This window comes from Halopseudomonas sp. (assembly GCF_038130085.1).
Classification (GTDB): domain Bacteria; phylum Pseudomonadota; class Gammaproteobacteria; order Pseudomonadales; family Pseudomonadaceae; genus Halopseudomonas.
In genome coordinates this window covers 267,499-283,820 of record NZ_JAYPMU010000001.1, presented here as the reverse complement: position 1 = coordinate 283,820, position 16,322 = coordinate 267,499, and the positions used below count along the sequence as shown (strand labels likewise).

At 61.8% G+C, this 16,322-nt stretch carries 14 protein-coding genes; 4 read left to right on the top strand and 10 right to left on the bottom strand.

Annotated elements, in window-relative coordinates; translation table 11 throughout:
• Positions 1-8 precede the first annotated feature (8 nt).
• The 6 genes from AAFM31_RS01290 to AAFM31_RS01265 all read right to left on the bottom strand — a co-directional run bounded on the left by AAFM31_RS01290 (position 9) and on the right by AAFM31_RS01265 (position 4,501).
• Positions 9-290: an MSMEG_0570 family nitrogen starvation response protein gene (locus AAFM31_RS01290; protein WP_341706080.1), complete on the bottom strand. Its 282-nt coding sequence runs from the start codon at positions 288-290 to the stop codon at positions 9-11.
• Between the two features lies 1 nt (position 291).
• On the bottom strand, positions 292-1,308 hold the full coding sequence (locus AAFM31_RS01285) for a sll0787 family AIR synthase-like protein (protein ID WP_341706079.1): 1,017 nt from the start codon (positions 1,306-1,308) through the stop codon (positions 292-294).
• Positions 1,301-1,861, bottom strand: a complete 561-nt coding sequence (locus AAFM31_RS01280; protein WP_341706078.1) for an MSMEG_0567/Sll0786 family nitrogen starvation N-acetyltransferase — start codon at positions 1,859-1,861, stop codon at positions 1,301-1,303. Before AAFM31_RS01280 ends, AAFM31_RS01285 begins: the two co-directional genes overlap by 8 nt.
• A gap of 10 nt (positions 1,862-1,871) precedes the next feature.
• The gene (locus tag AAFM31_RS01275; protein WP_371832994.1) at positions 1,872-2,981 is read right to left on the bottom strand and encodes an MSMEG_0568 family radical SAM protein; all 1,110 of its coding nucleotides are present in this window, start codon (positions 2,979-2,981) and stop codon (positions 1,872-1,874) included.
• Positions 2,968-3,954 (bottom strand): Nit6803 family nitrilase, encoded by a 987-nt coding sequence (locus AAFM31_RS01270; RefSeq protein ID WP_341706077.1) that lies wholly within the window; start codon positions 3,952-3,954, stop codon positions 2,968-2,970. Before AAFM31_RS01270 ends, AAFM31_RS01275 begins: the two co-directional genes overlap by 14 nt.
• 64 nt (positions 3,955-4,018) lie before the next feature.
• Positions 4,019-4,501, bottom strand: a complete 483-nt coding sequence (locus AAFM31_RS01265; RefSeq protein ID WP_182248245.1) for an MSMEG_0572/Sll0783 family nitrogen starvation response protein — start codon at positions 4,499-4,501, stop codon at positions 4,019-4,021.
• A 219-nt stretch (positions 4,502-4,720) separates the two neighbouring features.
• Here AAFM31_RS01265 and AAFM31_RS01260 point away from each other — a divergent pair, with 219 nt between their 5' ends.
• A complete protein-coding gene (locus AAFM31_RS01260; RefSeq protein WP_371832993.1) occupies positions 4,721-6,631 on the top strand; it encodes a sigma 54-interacting transcriptional regulator in 1,911 nt (636 codons plus the stop codon).
• A gap of 181 nt (positions 6,632-6,812) precedes the next feature.
• Here the strand turns inward: AAFM31_RS01260 and AAFM31_RS01255 are convergent, their stop codons facing one another.
• Together AAFM31_RS01255 and AAFM31_RS01250 are read right to left on the bottom strand one after the other, a co-directional pair.
• Positions 6,813-7,889 (bottom strand): HAMP domain-containing sensor histidine kinase, encoded by a 1,077-nt coding sequence (locus tag AAFM31_RS01255; RefSeq protein WP_341706076.1) that lies wholly within the window; start codon positions 7,887-7,889, stop codon positions 6,813-6,815.
• Positions 7,886-8,620 carry a response regulator gene (locus AAFM31_RS01250; protein ID WP_341706075.1) on the bottom strand — a complete coding sequence of 245 codons (735 nt, stop codon included), beginning with the start codon at positions 8,618-8,620 and terminating at the stop codon, positions 7,886-7,888. Before AAFM31_RS01250 ends, AAFM31_RS01255 begins: the two co-directional genes overlap by 4 nt.
• 159 nt (positions 8,621-8,779) lie before the next feature.
• Between AAFM31_RS01250 and AAFM31_RS01245 the strand changes: the two genes are divergently transcribed.
• From AAFM31_RS01245 to AAFM31_RS01235, 3 genes are read left to right on the top strand one after another with little or no spacing between them, the layout of a single operon-like run.
• Entirely contained in the window at positions 8,780-9,934 is a 1,155-nt protein-coding gene (locus AAFM31_RS01245; protein WP_341706074.1) for an efflux RND transporter periplasmic adaptor subunit, read from the top strand.
• A gap of 16 nt (positions 9,935-9,950) precedes the next feature.
• The gene (locus AAFM31_RS01240) at positions 9,951-13,085 is read left to right on the top strand and encodes an efflux RND transporter permease subunit (RefSeq protein ID WP_341706073.1); all 3,135 of its coding nucleotides are present in this window, start codon (positions 9,951-9,953) and stop codon (positions 13,083-13,085) included.
• Positions 13,085-14,521, top strand: a complete 1,437-nt coding sequence (locus AAFM31_RS01235; protein WP_341706072.1) for an efflux transporter outer membrane subunit — start codon at positions 13,085-13,087, stop codon at positions 14,519-14,521. The genes AAFM31_RS01240 and AAFM31_RS01235 overlap by 1 nt, the downstream gene beginning before the upstream one ends.
• A 185-nt stretch (positions 14,522-14,706) precedes the next feature.
• Here AAFM31_RS01235 and alkB read toward each other — a convergent pair whose 3' ends face one another.
• Together alkB and AAFM31_RS01225 are read right to left on the bottom strand one after the other, a co-directional pair.
• The gene (gene alkB / locus AAFM31_RS01230) at positions 14,707-15,360 is read right to left on the bottom strand and encodes a DNA oxidative demethylase AlkB (protein WP_341706071.1); all 654 of its coding nucleotides are present in this window, start codon (positions 15,358-15,360) and stop codon (positions 14,707-14,709) included.
• Positions 15,361-15,496: 136 nt separating this feature from the next.
• Positions 15,497-16,285, bottom strand: a complete 789-nt coding sequence (locus tag AAFM31_RS01225) for an SDR family NAD(P)-dependent oxidoreductase (protein WP_341706070.1) — start codon at positions 16,283-16,285, stop codon at positions 15,497-15,499.
• Between the last annotated feature and the right edge of the window lie 37 nt (positions 16,286-16,322).

The following is a 16,322-nucleotide window of genomic DNA, read 5'->3' as shown; positions in this document are numbered from 1 at the left end:
GGGTTGGCTCAGAGCGTTTGCGTGAAGCGGACGTGCACTTCACCTTGGCTGAATGATCTGGAGGCGTGGCGCAGCTGGCTGAGCGTGTCCATCGCCGCGCTGCAATAAAAACCCTTGAGCTCGCGCACGCGCTCGGACGCCGCATCCAGCGCAGTTTCGGCACGTTGCAGGAACTCCTCCATTGGGTAGGAAGCGTTGTGCTCAAGGTGCTGATGAATCACCGTTGAGGGTGAGTAGGCAACGGTCTCCTGGCCATCAGGCCAGCGAACCGTGAAGGTGACGGCGGGCATGTCAGGGCTCCTGTCTTGGATAGGTGAATCCGGTAAAAGGTGTGCTGGCCAGATCCCAGAAGGTCGAAACATGATCGGCCTGGCATACGTCCAGACGGGCGCTGGCATTGATGCTGCCGATGCGCGCACAGCTAATACCCTCTGCGGTAAAAGCGGCCTGTACCGAGTCCCAGTCATCGGCGTTCAAACTGAGCAGAAAGCCGAAGCTGGGAAACGCCTGCAGCCAGCGCAGCAGATCGCCGTCAGCCGGACGGGGTAGCTGATCAAGGTCGATCTCTGCGCCGCAGCCGGTTGGCTCCAGGAGCATCAGCAGGGTGCCGAGCAGACCAGCATTGCTGATGTCCTTGGCTGCTTGCAGAAGGCCAGCTTCTGCCAGTGTTGGCAGCACCTCCAGCTTGCGGCGCAGCAGTTCGGCAGGTACTTGCTCGAAGGCTTTCCAGTAGGGCGTTTCGGCATGCCATTGGCCATTCAGGTCGACCGCCAGTGCCAGAACCTGTCCGGGTGCTACATGCAATGTGGATAGCAGGTGGGTAGCCATGCCGGTAATGGCTACGGCCAGCGCGGCGGGGTTGCCGGTTGCCTGGCTGGTATGACCGCCGGCCAGTATCAGGCCGTAAGCCCGGCAGGCTTCGCGAATACCAGCAAGGACCTGGTCTGCGCAGGTGGGGTCGTGATGCCAGTAAGCGTTGACTACGGCGGTGGCGCGTCCGCCCATGGCGGCGATGTCGCTGACATTGGCCATCACCGCCGACCAGCCAGCGAACCACGGTGCCTGCTCGACAAAGCGCGGAATCATTCCTTCAATTGCCAGCAACTGGTAGTGGTCGCCGCAGCGGATGGCGGCGGTATCATCCCCCGGCAGGGCGTAGAGCGCATCCCGATCCTGTGGCCGGGATTGGCTCAGCGCCGTGGCCGGCCGCTGAATTGAAGCCTTCGAGTGCATGGCCGGGGTCTCGCGCAGTGCATCGAGCAGGGCATCCAGGCTGTGCTTGGCAGGGATCCGCATCGGCTTACCCATGGCGGCGCGCCCGCAGAGGCAGCAGCGAGATTTCTCGCGGCATGAAAGGGTAGTGCTGCAATTCAACCTGCATCACTGCATGCGGTTGGCCATGCAGCTCGATGTGCTCAAGCGTGCGCCAATGCAGGCGCTGAAAATAGTCTTCATTGGACTGCTGAACAGTGGCCAGGAAGCGCTCGCAGCCGATGTCCCGGGCGCGCGACACGGCCTCGTTGATCAAGGCTGTGCCAATCATGCTGTGGCGGCGGTAGTCGGCGGCGACACAGAGCCGGCCGCCATACCAGAGACCCGGTTGCGGCTGGTAGATACGCACGGCGCCGACAACGGCGTTGGGCATGCCGCACTGGCAGGCCAATGCGACGATGGGGATGGCCTGAAAGTCGTGCTCGTCCTTGTCCTGATGCAGTAATTGCTGCTCCTCGGAAAACACGCGGCGGCGCAGCGCAAAGTACTCGGCTTTTTCCCAGGCCTCACTGGCAGGCTTGACCAGTACATCGTCGGCGCGAAAGTCCGGGAAGCTGTCGTCGGTCAATGCAAAGAGATGCTCGGCCATGCGCGGATCCTCACTCGTGTCGTTTCAGTGCCGAGCACGCGCCACACTTGGCGCAGCCGGCCTTGATGTCATCTGAATGCAAGCCGTGACGCTGCAGGCTTGCGCCAATCTGCGGGTACAAGCGCTGCATCATGGCGTTGTCGGGTTTCGGATGGTTGGCCAGGGGCGTGCCGTCAATTGGTACAAACGGCACCACGAAGGGATACACGCCCATGGCTGCGAGTAACTCGCTCATCTCGACGATGGCCTCTTCCGAATCGCCTAGCCCGGCGAGGATGTAGGTGCTCACCTGGCCCCGGCCAAACACCTCGACGGCGGCCTTGAAGGCGGAGAAGTAGCGTGTGAGCGGAACCTCGGCCTTGCCCGGCATGATGCGCGCGCGTACCGGGTCGCTTACCGCTTCCAGATGCATACCCAGCGATACCACGCCGCTGTCCTTCAGGCGCTGGAACCAGCGGTCGTCATCCGGCGGCTCGCATTGGGCCTGGATCGGCAGATCGACCGCTGCGGTCACGGCGGCCGCCGACTCACAGAGGATGGCTGCGCCGCGATCGGAGGTTTGCGGGGTGCCGGTGGTCATCACCATGTGTTTGACCCCGTCCAGCTCAACCGCGGCTTTGGCGACTTCAGCCAGCTGCGCCGGGCGCTTTCGGGCGATGGTTTTGTCGTTTTTTAGCGACTGGTTGATGGCGCAGAACTGGCAGGCGCTGGCGGCGTCGTTCATGCGGATGCAGTGCTGCAAGATGGTGGTCGCCAGTACATCCTTGCTGTGCAGGGTGGCGATCTTCCAGTACGGCGTGCCATCGGCAGTGGACAGCGCATAGAAATTGGGCACGCCGGGGATGCTGACCTGACCGACCACGCGGCCATCGCGCAGGATCTCTGCCTCGCCGCCGTTGGCTGATGGCCGGGCCAGGTAGGGGGAGTCCAGCGAAGCCCGATTGAGAATCGGGATCATCGAGGTGTGTTCGCCGACGCTCAGTGCCTTGTGATCCGACGGCCCGGCACCGCCTTGACGCGACAGCCCGGTGGCGTCCTGCCAGCGCACGCCGTGGCACTGCAGCTCACTGAGCAGATCGGTGACGATCAGTTGATTGGAGGCCAGTTCAGAGGCTTGCATAGTCAGGCTCCTCAGTCATGATCGAGCTGCTGCTCTGGGGCTCGGCATCGCGCTCGTGCAGGTGGGGGGCGGGCCGCCGGTCGATCAGCAGGCTGAGCAACTCAGGACGGCTGTAGTGCCCGACCGAATCCATCATGCGTTTGCGTTTGTCGATCAGTGTCAGGTCCAGGTCGGCGATAACTGCACCTTCGCCGCTGCGCAGCGGCTCACCGAGCAATTTGCCTTCGGGACTAACGATGGCGCTGAAGCAGCCATGACTGATCTGTGCAACATCACAGCCGGTGTCGGCAACGATCTGTTGCTGCTGCTCGGGGTCCAGCCAGGCTGTTGCGTTGACCACAAAACAGCCGGATTCCAGCGCGTGGTGGCGTATCGTCACTTCCATCTGCTCGGCGAAAATGGGGCCGACCAGCGAGCCGGGAAACATCGCGGCATGAATCTGTTCGCCATCGGCCATCAGGGCATAACGCGCCAGTGGGTTGTAGTGCTCCCAGCAGGCCAGTGAGCCGATACGACCAACCTGGCTGTCTACCGCTCGCAGTCCTGAACCGTCGCCTTGGCCCCAGATCATCCGCTCATGGTAGGTGGGGGTTATCTTGCGTCGATGTTGCAGCAGGGTGCCGTCGGCATCGAACAGCAACTGAGTGTTGTAGATGGTGCCGCCGTCACGTTCATTGACGCCGATACTCACCACCATGCCTGCGCGGCGGCAGGCTTCACCGATAGCTGCCGTGGTTGCCGAAGGCACCACTACGGATTCGTCAAGCAGCTTGAGGTGCTCCTTGCCCATCTTGAAGGGAGGCTGCACATAGGAAAAATAGGGGTAGTAGGGCACAACTGTCTCGGGAAAGACCGCAAACTGAACCCCTTGTTGGCCCAGCTCGGCGATGGTCCGGCAGACCTTGTCCACTGTGCCCTCACGGCTGTAGAGCACAGGACTGAGCTGGACGGCAGCGGCTTTGATGATTGTCATACCGGATCCTCCGGTGGAAAACGAAAACAATGAAGCTCCCTCCCGATGGCGGGAGGGATGGGGTTCAGGCGGTCCAGGTATCGATGATCAATGCGCCTTCGCGACGCATCAGCAGGCGCAGGTCCATAACGTCCAATGGGTTGATCGGACGGATGCCTTCGATCAGGGCTTTCTCGGTCTGGCCATACAGGGCTTGCAAGGCAAAGCGGCAGGCATAAACTTCGCCGCCTTCCTCCATGAATGCCTTGATCTGATTGTTGACTGCCAGGTGCCCCGGGAACGCCTCGGCGCCCAGTGTCGGGAAGCCGCGTTGCACACCCAGCTGCACGCCCGGGCCATACAGAAGGACTTTGGTTTCGAAGCCTTTGCGCAACAAGCGCTTGGCCTGAAGCATATTGACCAGGCCGATGGAGCCTTCAAAGGCAATGGTGTGGAAGGTCAACAAGGCTTTTTCGCCGGGCTCGGCTTTGACGTCCTCGAAAACCTTTTCTTCGTAATTGACGAGAAAGTCACCGTCTTTGTAGTGGGGCGTTTCGACTGTAGGCATTCTGATTCTCCAGTTGGGTTAACGACGCAGTGAGTGACTGCGGTTAACCTGACTAGAGCAACGGCTGTGCCAGAGCCGCATATTCTTTCGCAAGCTTTTGACTTAAAAAGAGTTATTGATCTGACACGGTTTTTAATGGCGAAACTGAGCCTGTTGTTGGCCTACGACATGTCGTATAACTACGAAATCGCGTAGCAGCAACCACGAAAGGTCGTAGCCATGAGTTTGGAAGATGTCGATTATTTATCCGGCTGGTCTGGCATGGCCTATCCGTCGCGGCATCTGGTGTTTGAGCATTGCAACGCAGGCATCGTGCAGTTTGATCCTGTAGGTAACCGCTTTGTCGACATCAATATTGCCGCCTGCAAGTTGCTGGGCTATCCACGACATGAAATTCTCGAGCTAACCGTTACCAAGCTGTTTGGCCATGCACTGCCAGAGCTGATTGTCTTCACCCAGGCGGTACTGGAAGAAGGCACGGGCTGGACCGACTCCCTGACCTGCGCGCGTCGCGACGGTGAGCGGATCGAACTTGAGATGTCGGCCTCAACACTCAAGCTCAAGGGCGTGGTCTATCTGATACTGGTTCTGCGCGAGCGGGATGAAGAGCGTTACCGCCAGAACCAGGCCAATGTTGAACGCACCATGCGCGGCGGGCTGATCGAGTGGCAGAACATACTGTCGCTGTTTGAGGAGAGCGAGCGGGAGAACCAGCTACTGCTGAGCGCGGTGGGTGACGGTATTTACAGTATCGACAGTGAAGGCTTGGCTACCTACGTAAACCCGGCAGCGGCCCGCATGCTTGGTTGGGAAGTCGACCAAATGATCGGCAAGAACATCCATCGAATTCATCACCACAGCCATGCCGATGGCAGCCATTACCCGGTGGAGGATTGCCCCATCTACAAGGCGGTGCACGACGGCCTGGTACATGAAGGGCAGCAGGAAGTGTTCTGGCGCCGCGATGGCAGCATGTTTCCGGTGGAGTTCACCAGTACGCCGGTGATCTCGGGTGGCTCCATCATCGGGTCGGTGGTGGTATTCCGGGACATTACCGAAAGGCAAATGACCCAGCAGCGCCTGCAGAGCGCCATGGACGAGTTGCGTGAACTGAAGCAGCGGCTCGAACAACAGAATGCCTACCTGCAGGAAGAGATTCTGATCGAACATCATTTCCGCGAGATCGTCGGGCAGAGCGACCCGATACTGACCATCGTCAAACAGATTGACGTGGTCGGGCCCACCGATGCCAGTGTGCTGATCCACGGTGAATCGGGCACCGGCAAGGAGTTGATCGCTCGCGCCATTCATCAGTCCAGCCGTCGCAGCGACAACCCGCTGATCCGGGTCAACTGTGCGGCCATCCCCGCCGAGTTGTTTGAAAGCGAGTTCTTTGGGCACGTCAAAGGTGCGTTTACTGGCGCCATGCGTGACCGGGTCGGCCGCTTTGAGTTGGCTGATGGTGGCACCTTGTTTCTCGACGAAATCGGCGAGATTCCCCTGGAGTTGCAAAGCAAGTTGCTGCGCGTACTGCAGGAGGGGCAGTTCGAGCGGGTTGGTGAAGAGCGCACGCGCAAGGTTGATGTGCGGATCATCACCGCAACCAATCGCGACCTGCTGGCCGAGGTGAAGGCCAAGCGCTTCCGCGAAGATCTGTACTTTCGACTCAACGTCTTCCCGATCCTGTCACCCGCATTGCGCGAGCGTCCGGAGGATATCCCGCTGCTGGCCAGCCACTTCGTTAAGCAGATCTGCTCGCGGCTCGGCCGACCGCCGGCACGGTTACGCAAGGCCGACGTCGAACGCATGCAAAGCTACAGTTGGCCGGGCAATATCCGCGAGCTGCAGAACGTCATCGAGCGCGCATTGATCACCAGCAAAGGGCCGGATTTGCTGATCGATATGCCGGTTGGCCAATCTGACACCGTGCGGCCCGCGGAAGCCGGTTCGCCGCAGGTCAGTGGCATTCTTACCGAGGAGCAACTGCGCGCGTTGGAGAAAGACAACCTCAACGCCGCATTGGCCGCCTGTGGCGGCAAGATCTTTGGCAAGGATGGTGCCGCAGCCCTGCTGGGCCTCAAGCCAACCACCCTGGCATCGCGGCTGAAGCGCTTTGGTATCGCCACCTAGAGAACTGTGCGGCACCTCGGTGTCGGGATTCCATCTTGAACGAGGCGCTCTCTGTACGGCAGGAACTTTTGCATTCGCGCCTTGGGTCCTCTTGATGGCGCATTCCGGTCGTCCGGTTCTAGGCGAAAGATGCGTGCTTAAGAGGCCAGTATCGGCTAGGCAGAACTGTAGCGGGCGCTCGTTATCTTTCCGCGGTCTGCGTGCCGCTCGGCCAAGCCATGAGGAACACACTTCCCTCGCCACGGGGTAGGCATACTGCATTACCGCCGTGTGCTTGCGCGATGGCCTTGACCACCGCGAGCCCGAGTCCGCTGCCGCCGCTTTTGCGTGAGCGCGAGGGGTCGCCGCGGCGAAAGGCCTCGAATATGGCGTCGGTCAGGGTGCTGTCTATGCCGGGGCCTTCGTCTTGCACACTCAACTGGCACAGGCCGTCTGCCTGACTGAGCCTGACCCGCAGGTTGCCGGGGTTGGCGTGCTGCAGGGCGTTTTCCAGCAGGCCCATCAGCGCCTGCCGGATGCGCACCGGATCGCATTCCACCTGCAGAGTCGCATCCAGTTCACTGTGCAGCTGAAACCCTTTTGCGATAAGCGGCGCGGTATACGCTTGAAGCACCGGGGTGAGCTCCTCCGCCAGCCTGACCGATACCTTTTGGATATCCAGGTGGCCATTTTCATTCAGGCTTAGCACGCGCAGGTCTTCGATCAGGCGACTGAGCCCTTCCACCTGACGCAGCAATCCCTCAAAAATCTCGCCACTGGGTGTGAATACGCCCTCTGCCAGGCCCTGCAACCGGCCGCGCAGAATGGTGACTGGCGTGCGCAGCTCATGGGCAATGGCGGCGCTCCAGAACTCGCGCTCGCGGGTCATCTGTTGCAGGCGCTCGGCCATGGTATTGAAGTCGCGTACCAGTTGCGCTGTCTCACCCATGGTTTGGTCGTCAAGCGAGGCGCGGGCATCGAGTTTGCCTTGGGCAACTTCGCGCAGGCTGTGCGCTACCGAGTTGAGCGGGGTGATCAAGCGACGAGACAGGCGGATTGCGACGAACACAGCCATGCTCAGGGCGGCAATGATGGTGCAGCCGATCCAGATCATCTCCACCTGCGAGGGCACAAAGGTTTCAGAGATGCTGCCCGGCAGATAGGTGACGGCGATCGCGTAAAACACATACGAGCCGAACACGGCTATCACGATGATGCCCAGGGCCATAATGGCGAGGGACTGGATTATCTGCCGACGCAGGCCCGGTGCCGGCTTCATGGCTCGTTACCAAAGCGATAGCCCACGCCCCAGACGCTCGCGGGTACGCCCTGAATGCCGAGCGCTTCGAGCTTTTTACGCAGCTTGCTGATGTGACTGTCTACAGTACGCTCCTGGGTGTCACCCTCGGGTAGACAGTTGACCAGCAGCTCAGCGCGACTGAACGCCCGTTTGGGCGCACGCATCAGGTAGACAAGCAGCTTGAACTCGGTCAGGGTCAGTTCAAGCGCGTGCTGCTTGCCATCACGCTGCACGCTTGCCTCGTGGTTTTCCAGATCGACCTGAAACGCACCGACACGCAGCATTTGCGTGGCGGCGGGGGGCCTTGAGCGGGTGCGCCGCAATACGGCCTCAACCCGCGCCACGACCTCGGCCGGGTTGAAGGGCTTGCCCACATAGTCATCAGCGCCCAGCCGCAGGCCCATGAGCTTGTCGATGTCCTGGTCGAGTGCGGTGAGCATGATGACGGGCGTGTCGGAACTGGAGCGGATTTCGCTGAGGACTTTCCAGCCGTCTGCACGTGGCATCTGGACATCCAGTAATACCAGGTCGGGCTTGAGTGCGCGGTGCATGGCCAGCGCTTCATGACCGTCTGTGGCGTGCTGGGTGCGCAGCCCGCTGCGCTGCAGGTAGGCCGCGAGGATGTCGGCGATCTCGGCTTCGTCCTCTGCAATCAATACCAGTGCTGGCGGCAGGGCATCAGGGCGTACGCTCTCGATCAGATCAGACATGGTCAGGCTCGCAAGCAAAGAGGCGAAAGTATATCGCTCCCTCCACACCATCTCCACACAGCCTCGAATCATTCGCAACAGAGCACCATCAGAATGCACCTGGGTCAGCCTCGGATGCTATCTGCTCGGGGCTCAAGTATTCAGTGAAGGGGGATGGTTATGGGGATCAAACGGCGGCGTCTCGGTTTTCTGCTGGCAGGGCTCGCCGTATTGGGGCTTGTTGGTTGTGACGCGCCCGCGCAGGAGGAGCCGGTGCCCGAGCCGGTGCAGGTATCGGTGATGACCCTGGAGCCGCACGCGATGTCGGTCAGCGAGGTGTTACCGGCACGAATAGCCGCCGTGCGCAGCGCCGAGATTCGTGCGCAGGTCGGCGGCATTGTGCAGCGCCGGCTGTTTGAGCAGGGCGCGGAAATTGACGCGGGCACGACGCTGTTCCAGATCAACCCGGCCCCCTTTAAAGCCGAGGTCGACAGTGCGGCGGCCGCCTTGCAGCGCGCCGAAGCGGTGCTTGCCCGTGCCAGTCTGCAGACCCGCCGCCTTGCGCCCTTGATGGAAGCCGAGGCGATCAGCCGTCAGTTGTATGACGATGCGGTGGCTCAGCGCGACCAGGCTGCTGCCGATGTGGCGCAGGCCAGAGCGACGCTGGCTCGGCGCAAGCTTGACCTGGCGTTCGCCAGTGTTGAGGCGCCGATTGCTGGGCGTATCGATCAGGCTCTGGTCAGTGAGGGGGCGCTGGTTTCGCCGACCGACGCCGCGCCCATGGCGCTGATTCAGCAGATCGACCAGGTCTATGTGGATGTTCGCCAGTCGGCCTCGGTTCTTGAGGTGCTGCGCCGGCAAGCCAGCTCGGCGGCACCGGAGATGGTGGTCGAGGTGCTTGGTAGCGACGGCAAACCGCTCGGTATGCACGGCCGCATTCTGTTCTCCGGCGTTGAAGTGGATGCCGGCACTGGCGACGTGCTGCTGCGCGTCCTGGTCGACAACCCGCAGCGTCGCCTGCTGCCAGGCCTGTACGTGCAGGCGCGGGTGCCGCGTGCGCAGTATGCCAACGCCCTTAGCGTGCCCCAGCAGGCGGTGATGCGCATCGCTGGCCAGGCCAGTGTGTGGGTGGTGGATTCTCAGGGGCAGGTGCAGCAGGTGCCGGTTGAGGTCGGTGAGTTGGTCGAGGGCCGGTATCGCGTGATCTCGGGTCTCAGCGTCGGCCAACAGGTAGTAATCGAAGGTATCGAGCGCTTGAGCCCGGCAGCTGACGTCGCCGTACGCCCTTGGCAGCCTGCTGTGAACAGCGCACCGCACAGTGCCGCAGCGCACTGAGCCCGGAGAATTCCAAATGCCCCAGTTTTTTATCAACCGCCCGGTATTCGCCTGGGTTATCGCGCTGTTTATCGTGCTGATCGGCGTTATTGCCATCCCGCAGTTGCCAATTGCCCGCTATCCGTCGGTTGCGCCACCTTCGGTAAGCCTCTATGCCTCCTACCCTGGTGCGACGCCGCAGACGCTTAACGACTCGGTAATTAGCCTGGTCGAGCGTGAGCTGTCCGGGGTGAAGAACCTGCTCTATTTCGAATCCTCGGCAGACACCTCGGGTAGCGCGCAGATTACAGCCACCTTCAAGCCAGGGACTGATCCCGAGCTGGCCCAGGTGGATGTGCAGAACCGCATCAAGGCGGTTGAGCCGCGGCTGCCGCAGGCGGTGCGGCAAAATGGCCTGCAGGTGGAGTCGGCTTCCTCGAGCTTCCTGATGATTGTCGGCATGACGTCGCCCAATGGCCAGTTCAATGAAGTTGCGCTGAATGACTACTTCGCACGCAACCTTGTTGAGGAGCTGCGCCGTATTGACGGGGTAGGGCGGGTGCAAATGTTCGGTGCTGAGCAGGCCATGCGCGTGTGGGTCGATCCCAACAAGCTCACTGCGTTCGGGCTGACCATGAACGAGCTGGCTCAGGCCATCGAGCAGCAGAATGCGCAGATTGCCCCGGGCCGGATTGGCGACGAACCCGCGCTGCCGGGCCAGCGTCTGACCGTGCCGTTGACGGTGCAGGGCCAATTGACCACGCCCGAGGAGTTCGCTGCCATCGTCCTACGCGCCAGTGCCGACGGTGCAAGGGTTACTCTCGGTGATGTTGCCCGAGTCGAACTAGGCGCTCAGTCCTATGGCTTTTCCAACCGCGAGAACGGCGTGGCGGCTACCAGTGCTGCGATTCAGCTCTCGCCTGGAGCCAATGCGGTACGCACCGCGGCAAAGGTGCGCGAGCGCTTGGCTGAGCTGGCGCCCAGCATCCCCGCGGGTATGACCTATTCGGTGCCGTTCGATACGGCGCCCTTCGTCAAAGTGTCGATCGAAAAGGTGATCTACACCTTGTTCGAGGCCATGGCGCTGGTGTTTCTGGTGATGTTTCTGTTCCTGCAGAACATACGCTACACCTTGATCCCGGCCATCGTCGCGCCCATCGCGCTGCTGGGTACCTTTGCAGTGATGTTGCTGGCCGGGTTCTCGATCAATTCGCTGACCATGTTCGGCATGGTGCTGGCGATCGGCATCATTGTTGATGACGCTATCGTGGTGGTCGAGAACGTCGAGCGGCTGATGGCCAAGCACGGCTTGTCGCCGAAGGAAGCAACCCGCCGGGCGATGCAGGAAATCACCGGCGCGATCATCGGTATTACTCTGGTGTTGACCGCTGTGTTTATCCCCATGGCCTTTGGCAGCGGCTCGGTCGGGGTGATTTATCAACAGTTCACCCTGTCGATGGCGGTATCGATCCTGTTCTCCGCCTTCCTTGCCCTGACTCTGACGCCGGCGCTATGCGCCACGCTGTTGCGTCCGATTAGTGCCGACCATCACCACAAACGCGGCTTTTTCGGTGCATTCAACCGGGGCTTCGAGCGCCTCACGGAACGTTACGGCACGCGAGTAGCACGGTTGGTCGGGCGTAGCGGGCGGATGATGGTGGCGTTCGCGGTGCTCTGCGCGGTCCTGGTTATCGCCGCGCAACAGTTGCCGTCGTCCTTTCTGCCCGAGGAGGATCAGGGCTATTTCATGACGTCCATCCAGCTGCCCACCGGTGCCACCAGCGAACGTACGCTGGAAGTGGTCAAGACATTTGAAGCCCACGTCGCCTCGCGACCGGCGCTGGATGCCAATATGGTGGTACTGGGCTTTAGTTTTGCAGGGTCCGGCCCTAACGCCGCGATGGCGTTTACCATGCTCAAGGACTGGGACCAGCGTGACGGTGCAACGGCTGCCGAAGAGGCAGAACTCGCCCAACAGGCCATGGCCGATAGCGTTGAAGGGACGGTGATGAGCCTGATGCCGCCGGCCATTGACGAGTTGGGGACGTCTTCTGGTTTCACCTTGTTCTTGCAGGATCGCGCCAATCGTGGCGAGGCCGCGCTGCTGGAGGCTCAGGCGCAACTGCTGGAACTGGCCGCGCAGAGCAGCCTGGTCAGCGATGTGTATCCCGATGGTTTGCCGCCTGGCGAGAGTATTCGACTGGAGATTGATCGGCAGAAGGCGGAGGCGATGGGACTGTCTTTCAGCGCAGTGAGCAGTACGCTCTCGGCGGCCATGGGCTCGCTGTATGTTAACGACTTCCCCAATGCCGGACGTATGCAGCAAGTCATCCTCCAGGCAGACGCTGCCGCGCGCATGCAGCTGGATGATGTGCTCGGCCTGCGGGTGCGCAATGCCACCGGCGGCATGGTGCCGCTACGCGAAGTGGTGACGCCAGTGTGGAGTGAATCACCGCAGCAGATGATGCGCTTTCAGGGCTTTTCCGCGGTGCGTATTTCCGGCGGGGCGGCTCCCGGAGTCTCCAGTGGGGTGGCCATGGCTGAGATGGAACGCCTGGTAGCGCAGCTTCCGCATGGGTTTGCGGTGGCCTGGACGGGGCAGTCTTTGCAGGAGCGCCAGTCCGCAGCGCAGGCTCCACTGCTGATGCTGCTGTCTACACTCGTGGTCTTCCTGGTGCTGGCGGCACTCTACGAGAGCTGGAGTATTCCGCTGTCGGTGATGCTGGTCGTGCCGCTTGGCCTACTCGGCGCCGTGGCCGCGGTGATGCTGCGTGGCATGCCGAACGATGTGTTCTTCAAGGTCGGGATGATCACCATCATTGGGTTGTCGGCCAAAAACGCCATCCTGATTGTCGAATTTGCCCGTCAGTTGCGTAGTCAGGGGCATACGCTGATCGATTCGGCCGTAACCGCGGCACGCCTGCGCCTGCGCCCGATCCTGATGACCTCGCTGGCCTTCACATTGGGCGTGGTGCCACTGATGTTGGCCAGTGGCGCGAGCGCAGAAACCCAGCATGCTATCGGCACCGGTGTGTTTGGCGGCATGCTCAGCGGCACGGTGTTGGCGGTGTTCTTTGTTCCAGTCTTTTTCGTTTTCGTCATCGGTGCGCAGGAGCGCTTCAGCGCCTGGCGTACGCAGCGGTCGGCGGTACCGACCGGGGAGAATCCGTGATGCGTTTGTTATTCATCTTGCCGCTGATTGTGAGTCTCTCGGCGTGTTCACTAAAGCCTGATCTGCAGATGCCGCCTGCACCGGTGCCAGAGCATTTTCCGGTGCAGTACCAGGCCGCTGCCTCAGTGCCGCCGGCCAGCGCGCTTGGCTGGCGCGCGATGTTCGGCGATCCGCGGCTGCAACGCCTGATAGAACTGGCGCTGGAGAACAATCGTGACCTGCGCCTGGCCGCGCTTAACGTCCAGGCGGCACAGGCCCAAACGGTTGTAGCGGGTGCCGCGCGTCTGCCTGCGGTTGGGCTGGAAGGCACGCACACGCGAGAACGCGCGCTCGATAGCGGTGGCAGTCGCTCCGGTGCTGGCGCAGTGAGTCAGCAAACCGGCTTGAACGTTGCCCTCAGCGCCTTTGAACTGGACCTGTTCGGTCGCGTGCGTTCGCTCTCCGATGCCGCCTTCGCACGCTATCTTGCCAGCCAGCATGGGCGCGACGCGGCACAGATCACGCTGGTTGGCGCAGTAGCCGAGGCGTACTTTGCCCAGCGTTTGGCTGACGAGCAGGTACAACTGGCCGAACAGACTCTGGCGGACTGGCAGCAGTCATTGGATCTGGCACGCCTGCTCAAACAGTCCGATCAGAGCAGCAGCCTGGATGTGGCCCAGGCCGAGAGCCAGGTGGCGCTGGCCGACGCTGGGCTTGAAGCGGGGCGCCGCAGGTTGCTTCTGGCCAACAACGCACTGCAACTTGTACTGGGCGGCTCGCTACCTGCCGATCTGCCGCCGGCACAGCCGTTGGAGCGCCAACCGGTGATTGCCCGTCTACCGGCCGGGCTGCCAGCAGACCTTTTGCTGAACCGGCCGGACCTGCGGCAGGCCGAGCAGGTGTTGGTAGCCGCCAATGCGGATATCGGCGCGGCGCGGGCTGCGTTCTTCCCGCAGATTTCGCTGACTGCATCGTTGGGCTATGCCAGCACGTCGCTCAAGGATCTGTTTGATCCAGCAATTCAGGTCTGGCGCTTTGCTCCGCAGATCTCGCAGCCGCTGTTTCAGGGCGGGCGCCTGCGCGCTGAGCTGCGTCTGGCGGAGATCCGCAAGTCCGAGGCCGTCGCATTCTACGAGCGCGCGGTTCAGGTCGCCTTCCGCGAGGTGGCTGATGCTCTGGCAGGAACGGCAAGCTTCGACCGTCAGATCGACGCGCAATTGCGCGCGGTTAAGGCTGCGGAGCGCCGTCTGCATTTGTCTGACCTGCGCTACCGGGCAGGTCTGGATGGCCGGCTGGAGCTGCTCGACGCACAGCGCCAGTTGCAGGCAGCGCGGCAAGCCTTACTGGAGCTGCGTGGTGCAGACATTGCCAACCGGGTAGCGCTTTACAAGTCCCTTGGCGGTGGCCTGCACGAGCGCGATGGCGAGAGACCCAGCGTTATTGCCGAGGCCCTTTAGACGCGGCCTAGGTTGGCGTCAATCCGCTGCTGTTGGCGGTACGTTGCCGATAGGCATGGGCGAGCTTGAACGGTCGCTCAATGACGTAGCTGCCGTGCGCCTGGGTACCGCTTGAGTGGCCACAGTCCTGCATGTGTCAAAAGCCGGCGTAAGAGTCCTGCCATACGAAGCAACCAGTCCGACTGTCAGCGCACCTTCCTGAACGTCAGGTTGTACCTGAGCGCACCTGTCTGCGGGTGACTGGCCTTCTTGCCCAGCGGCGCGACGCCGTGGAAGTGCAGCCGGCTCTCGCCACCCCAGACGACTATGTCTCCATGTTCCAGTAACCAGCGGCTGGTCGGGTCGCTGCGGTTGGGGCCGCCGAACAGGAAGGTGATGGGGGCGCCGAGTGAGATGGAGACGATGGGGGCGTTGAAGTCCTGTTCGTCCTTGTCCTGATGCAGGCCCATGCGCGCGCCGGTGGTGTAGCGGTTGATCAGGCAGGCTTCAGGGGCGAAGTGAGCGAAGCCTGCTCTTTCGGCGGCGCGCTCTGCCAGCTCGCTGAACAACCTAGGCATCGCGGGCCAGGGCTGGTTGCCTTGCGGGTCGAGGGCGCTGTAGCGATATCCGTGGCGATCGGTGACCCAGCCGTAGGCGCCGCAGCTGCTCATGGCCGCGGACATCTCATAGCCGCCGGGGGTGACTTGATGGCGAAAGGGCGCCTGCGCTGCGACCCGCTCAATGGCGGCTAGCAGAGCGTCGGCATCGTTCAGCGCGAAGCCTTTCAGCAGCCAGGCATCGGGGCCGATCGGCTGTCTTGCTGCTGACTCGGGTGCGCCGAGATCAAGCAGACCTTGCATGGCTGCAGTCCGGATTCACAGGGTTGGAGGGGAGGTACAACATGGGCGAGCCGGTGGTTGAAAGCGTCGGGCCATGATGGCGTAACGTGACGGTTGGCTCAAGACGCCCCCGCCGGATGGCGGGGGCGATGGGACATCAGAATTTCATGCCCGGCAGGTTGAGCGAGGCGGTGTTGCCGCCGTCGACGGCCAGTGCCTGGCCGGTAACAAAGCTGGCATCGTCGCTGGCGAGGAAGGCAATGGCGCCGGCGATTTCTTCCGGGCGGCCATAGCGGCGCAGCTCGCAGCGGGTGCCGAGTTTGTCTTCCTTGTTGTTTTCGCGGGCGTACTTGAATACCGGTGCGGTCATGCCGGTTTCGATCAGGCCGGGGCACACGGCGTTGACGCGAATATTGAACTGGCCGAGGTCGCAGGCAGCCGTCATGGTGAAGTTGATCACGCCAGCCTTGGAGGCGCTGTAGGCGTTGCCGCCGGCACCGGAGCGAATGCCTGCCACCGAGGCGGTGTTAACGATCGCGCCGGTGTTCTGTTCGCGCATCTGACGCGAGGCGTACTTGGTGAAAAGCATGACGCCGAACAGGTTGACGTTGATGATCTTTTGCCAGGTTTCCAGGCTCTGATCGGTGGCGATGCTGTAGTCACCACCAGCGATACCGGCGTTGTTGCAGAGCACATCCAGGCGGCCGAAATGGGCGATGGTGTCGGCGACACATTGCTCAACGGCGGCTTCGTCACTGACGTCCAGCGCGCGGTGCAGCACCTCGGTGCCTGCCGGGAGTTCGCTGATGGTCTGCTCTAGACCTTCAGCGTTGCGGTCGACCAGCATCAGGCGGGCGCCTTCGCTAGCCAGGCGTTTGGCGGTGGCACGGCCGATGCCGCTGCCGGCGCCGGTGATCAGGGCAATTCGATTCTCGAAGCGTTGCATTTCAAACTCCTTGGCAGGCAATGGGCTGAAAGCCTTC

What these genes read in the sequence shown, in the direction of transcription:
- AAFM31_RS01290 (WP_341706080.1), bottom strand. Translation starts at nt 290, where the DNA reads ATGCCCGCCGTCACCTTCACGGTTCGCTGGCCTGATGGCCAGGAGACC.
- AAFM31_RS01285 (WP_341706079.1), bottom strand. Translation starts at nt 1,308, where the DNA reads ATGGGTAAGCCGATGCGGATCCCTGCCAAGCACAGCCTGGATGCCCTG.
- AAFM31_RS01280 (WP_341706078.1), bottom strand. Translation starts at nt 1,861, where the DNA reads ATGGCCGAGCATCTCTTTGCATTGACCGACGACAGCTTCCCGGACTTT.
- AAFM31_RS01275 (WP_371832994.1), bottom strand. Translation starts at nt 2,981, where the DNA reads ATGCAAGCCTCTGAACTGGCCTCCAATCAACTGATCGTCACCGATCTG.
- AAFM31_RS01270 (WP_341706077.1), bottom strand. Translation starts at nt 3,954, where the DNA reads ATGACAATCATCAAAGCCGCTGCCGTCCAGCTCAGTCCTGTGCTCTAC.
- AAFM31_RS01265 (WP_182248245.1), bottom strand. Translation starts at nt 4,501, where the DNA reads ATGCCTACAGTCGAAACGCCCCACTACAAAGACGGTGACTTTCTCGTC.
- AAFM31_RS01260 (WP_371832993.1), top strand. Translation starts at nt 4,721, where the DNA reads ATGAGTTTGGAAGATGTCGATTATTTATCCGGCTGGTCTGGCATGGCC.
- AAFM31_RS01255 (WP_341706076.1), bottom strand. Translation starts at nt 7,889, where the DNA reads ATGAAGCCGGCACCGGGCCTGCGTCGGCAGATAATCCAGTCCCTCGCC.
- AAFM31_RS01250 (WP_341706075.1), bottom strand. Translation starts at nt 8,620, where the DNA reads ATGTCTGATCTGATCGAGAGCGTACGCCCTGATGCCCTGCCGCCAGCA.
- AAFM31_RS01245 (WP_341706074.1), top strand. Translation starts at nt 8,780, where the DNA reads ATGGGGATCAAACGGCGGCGTCTCGGTTTTCTGCTGGCAGGGCTCGCC.
- AAFM31_RS01240 (WP_341706073.1), top strand. Translation starts at nt 9,951, where the DNA reads ATGCCCCAGTTTTTTATCAACCGCCCGGTATTCGCCTGGGTTATCGCG.
- AAFM31_RS01235 (WP_341706072.1), top strand. Translation starts at nt 13,085, where the DNA reads ATGCGTTTGTTATTCATCTTGCCGCTGATTGTGAGTCTCTCGGCGTGT.
- alkB (WP_341706071.1), bottom strand. Translation starts at nt 15,360, where the DNA reads ATGCAAGGTCTGCTTGATCTCGGCGCACCCGAGTCAGCAGCAAGACAG.
- AAFM31_RS01225 (WP_341706070.1), bottom strand. Translation starts at nt 16,285, where the DNA reads ATGCAACGCTTCGAGAATCGAATTGCCCTGATCACCGGCGCCGGCAGC.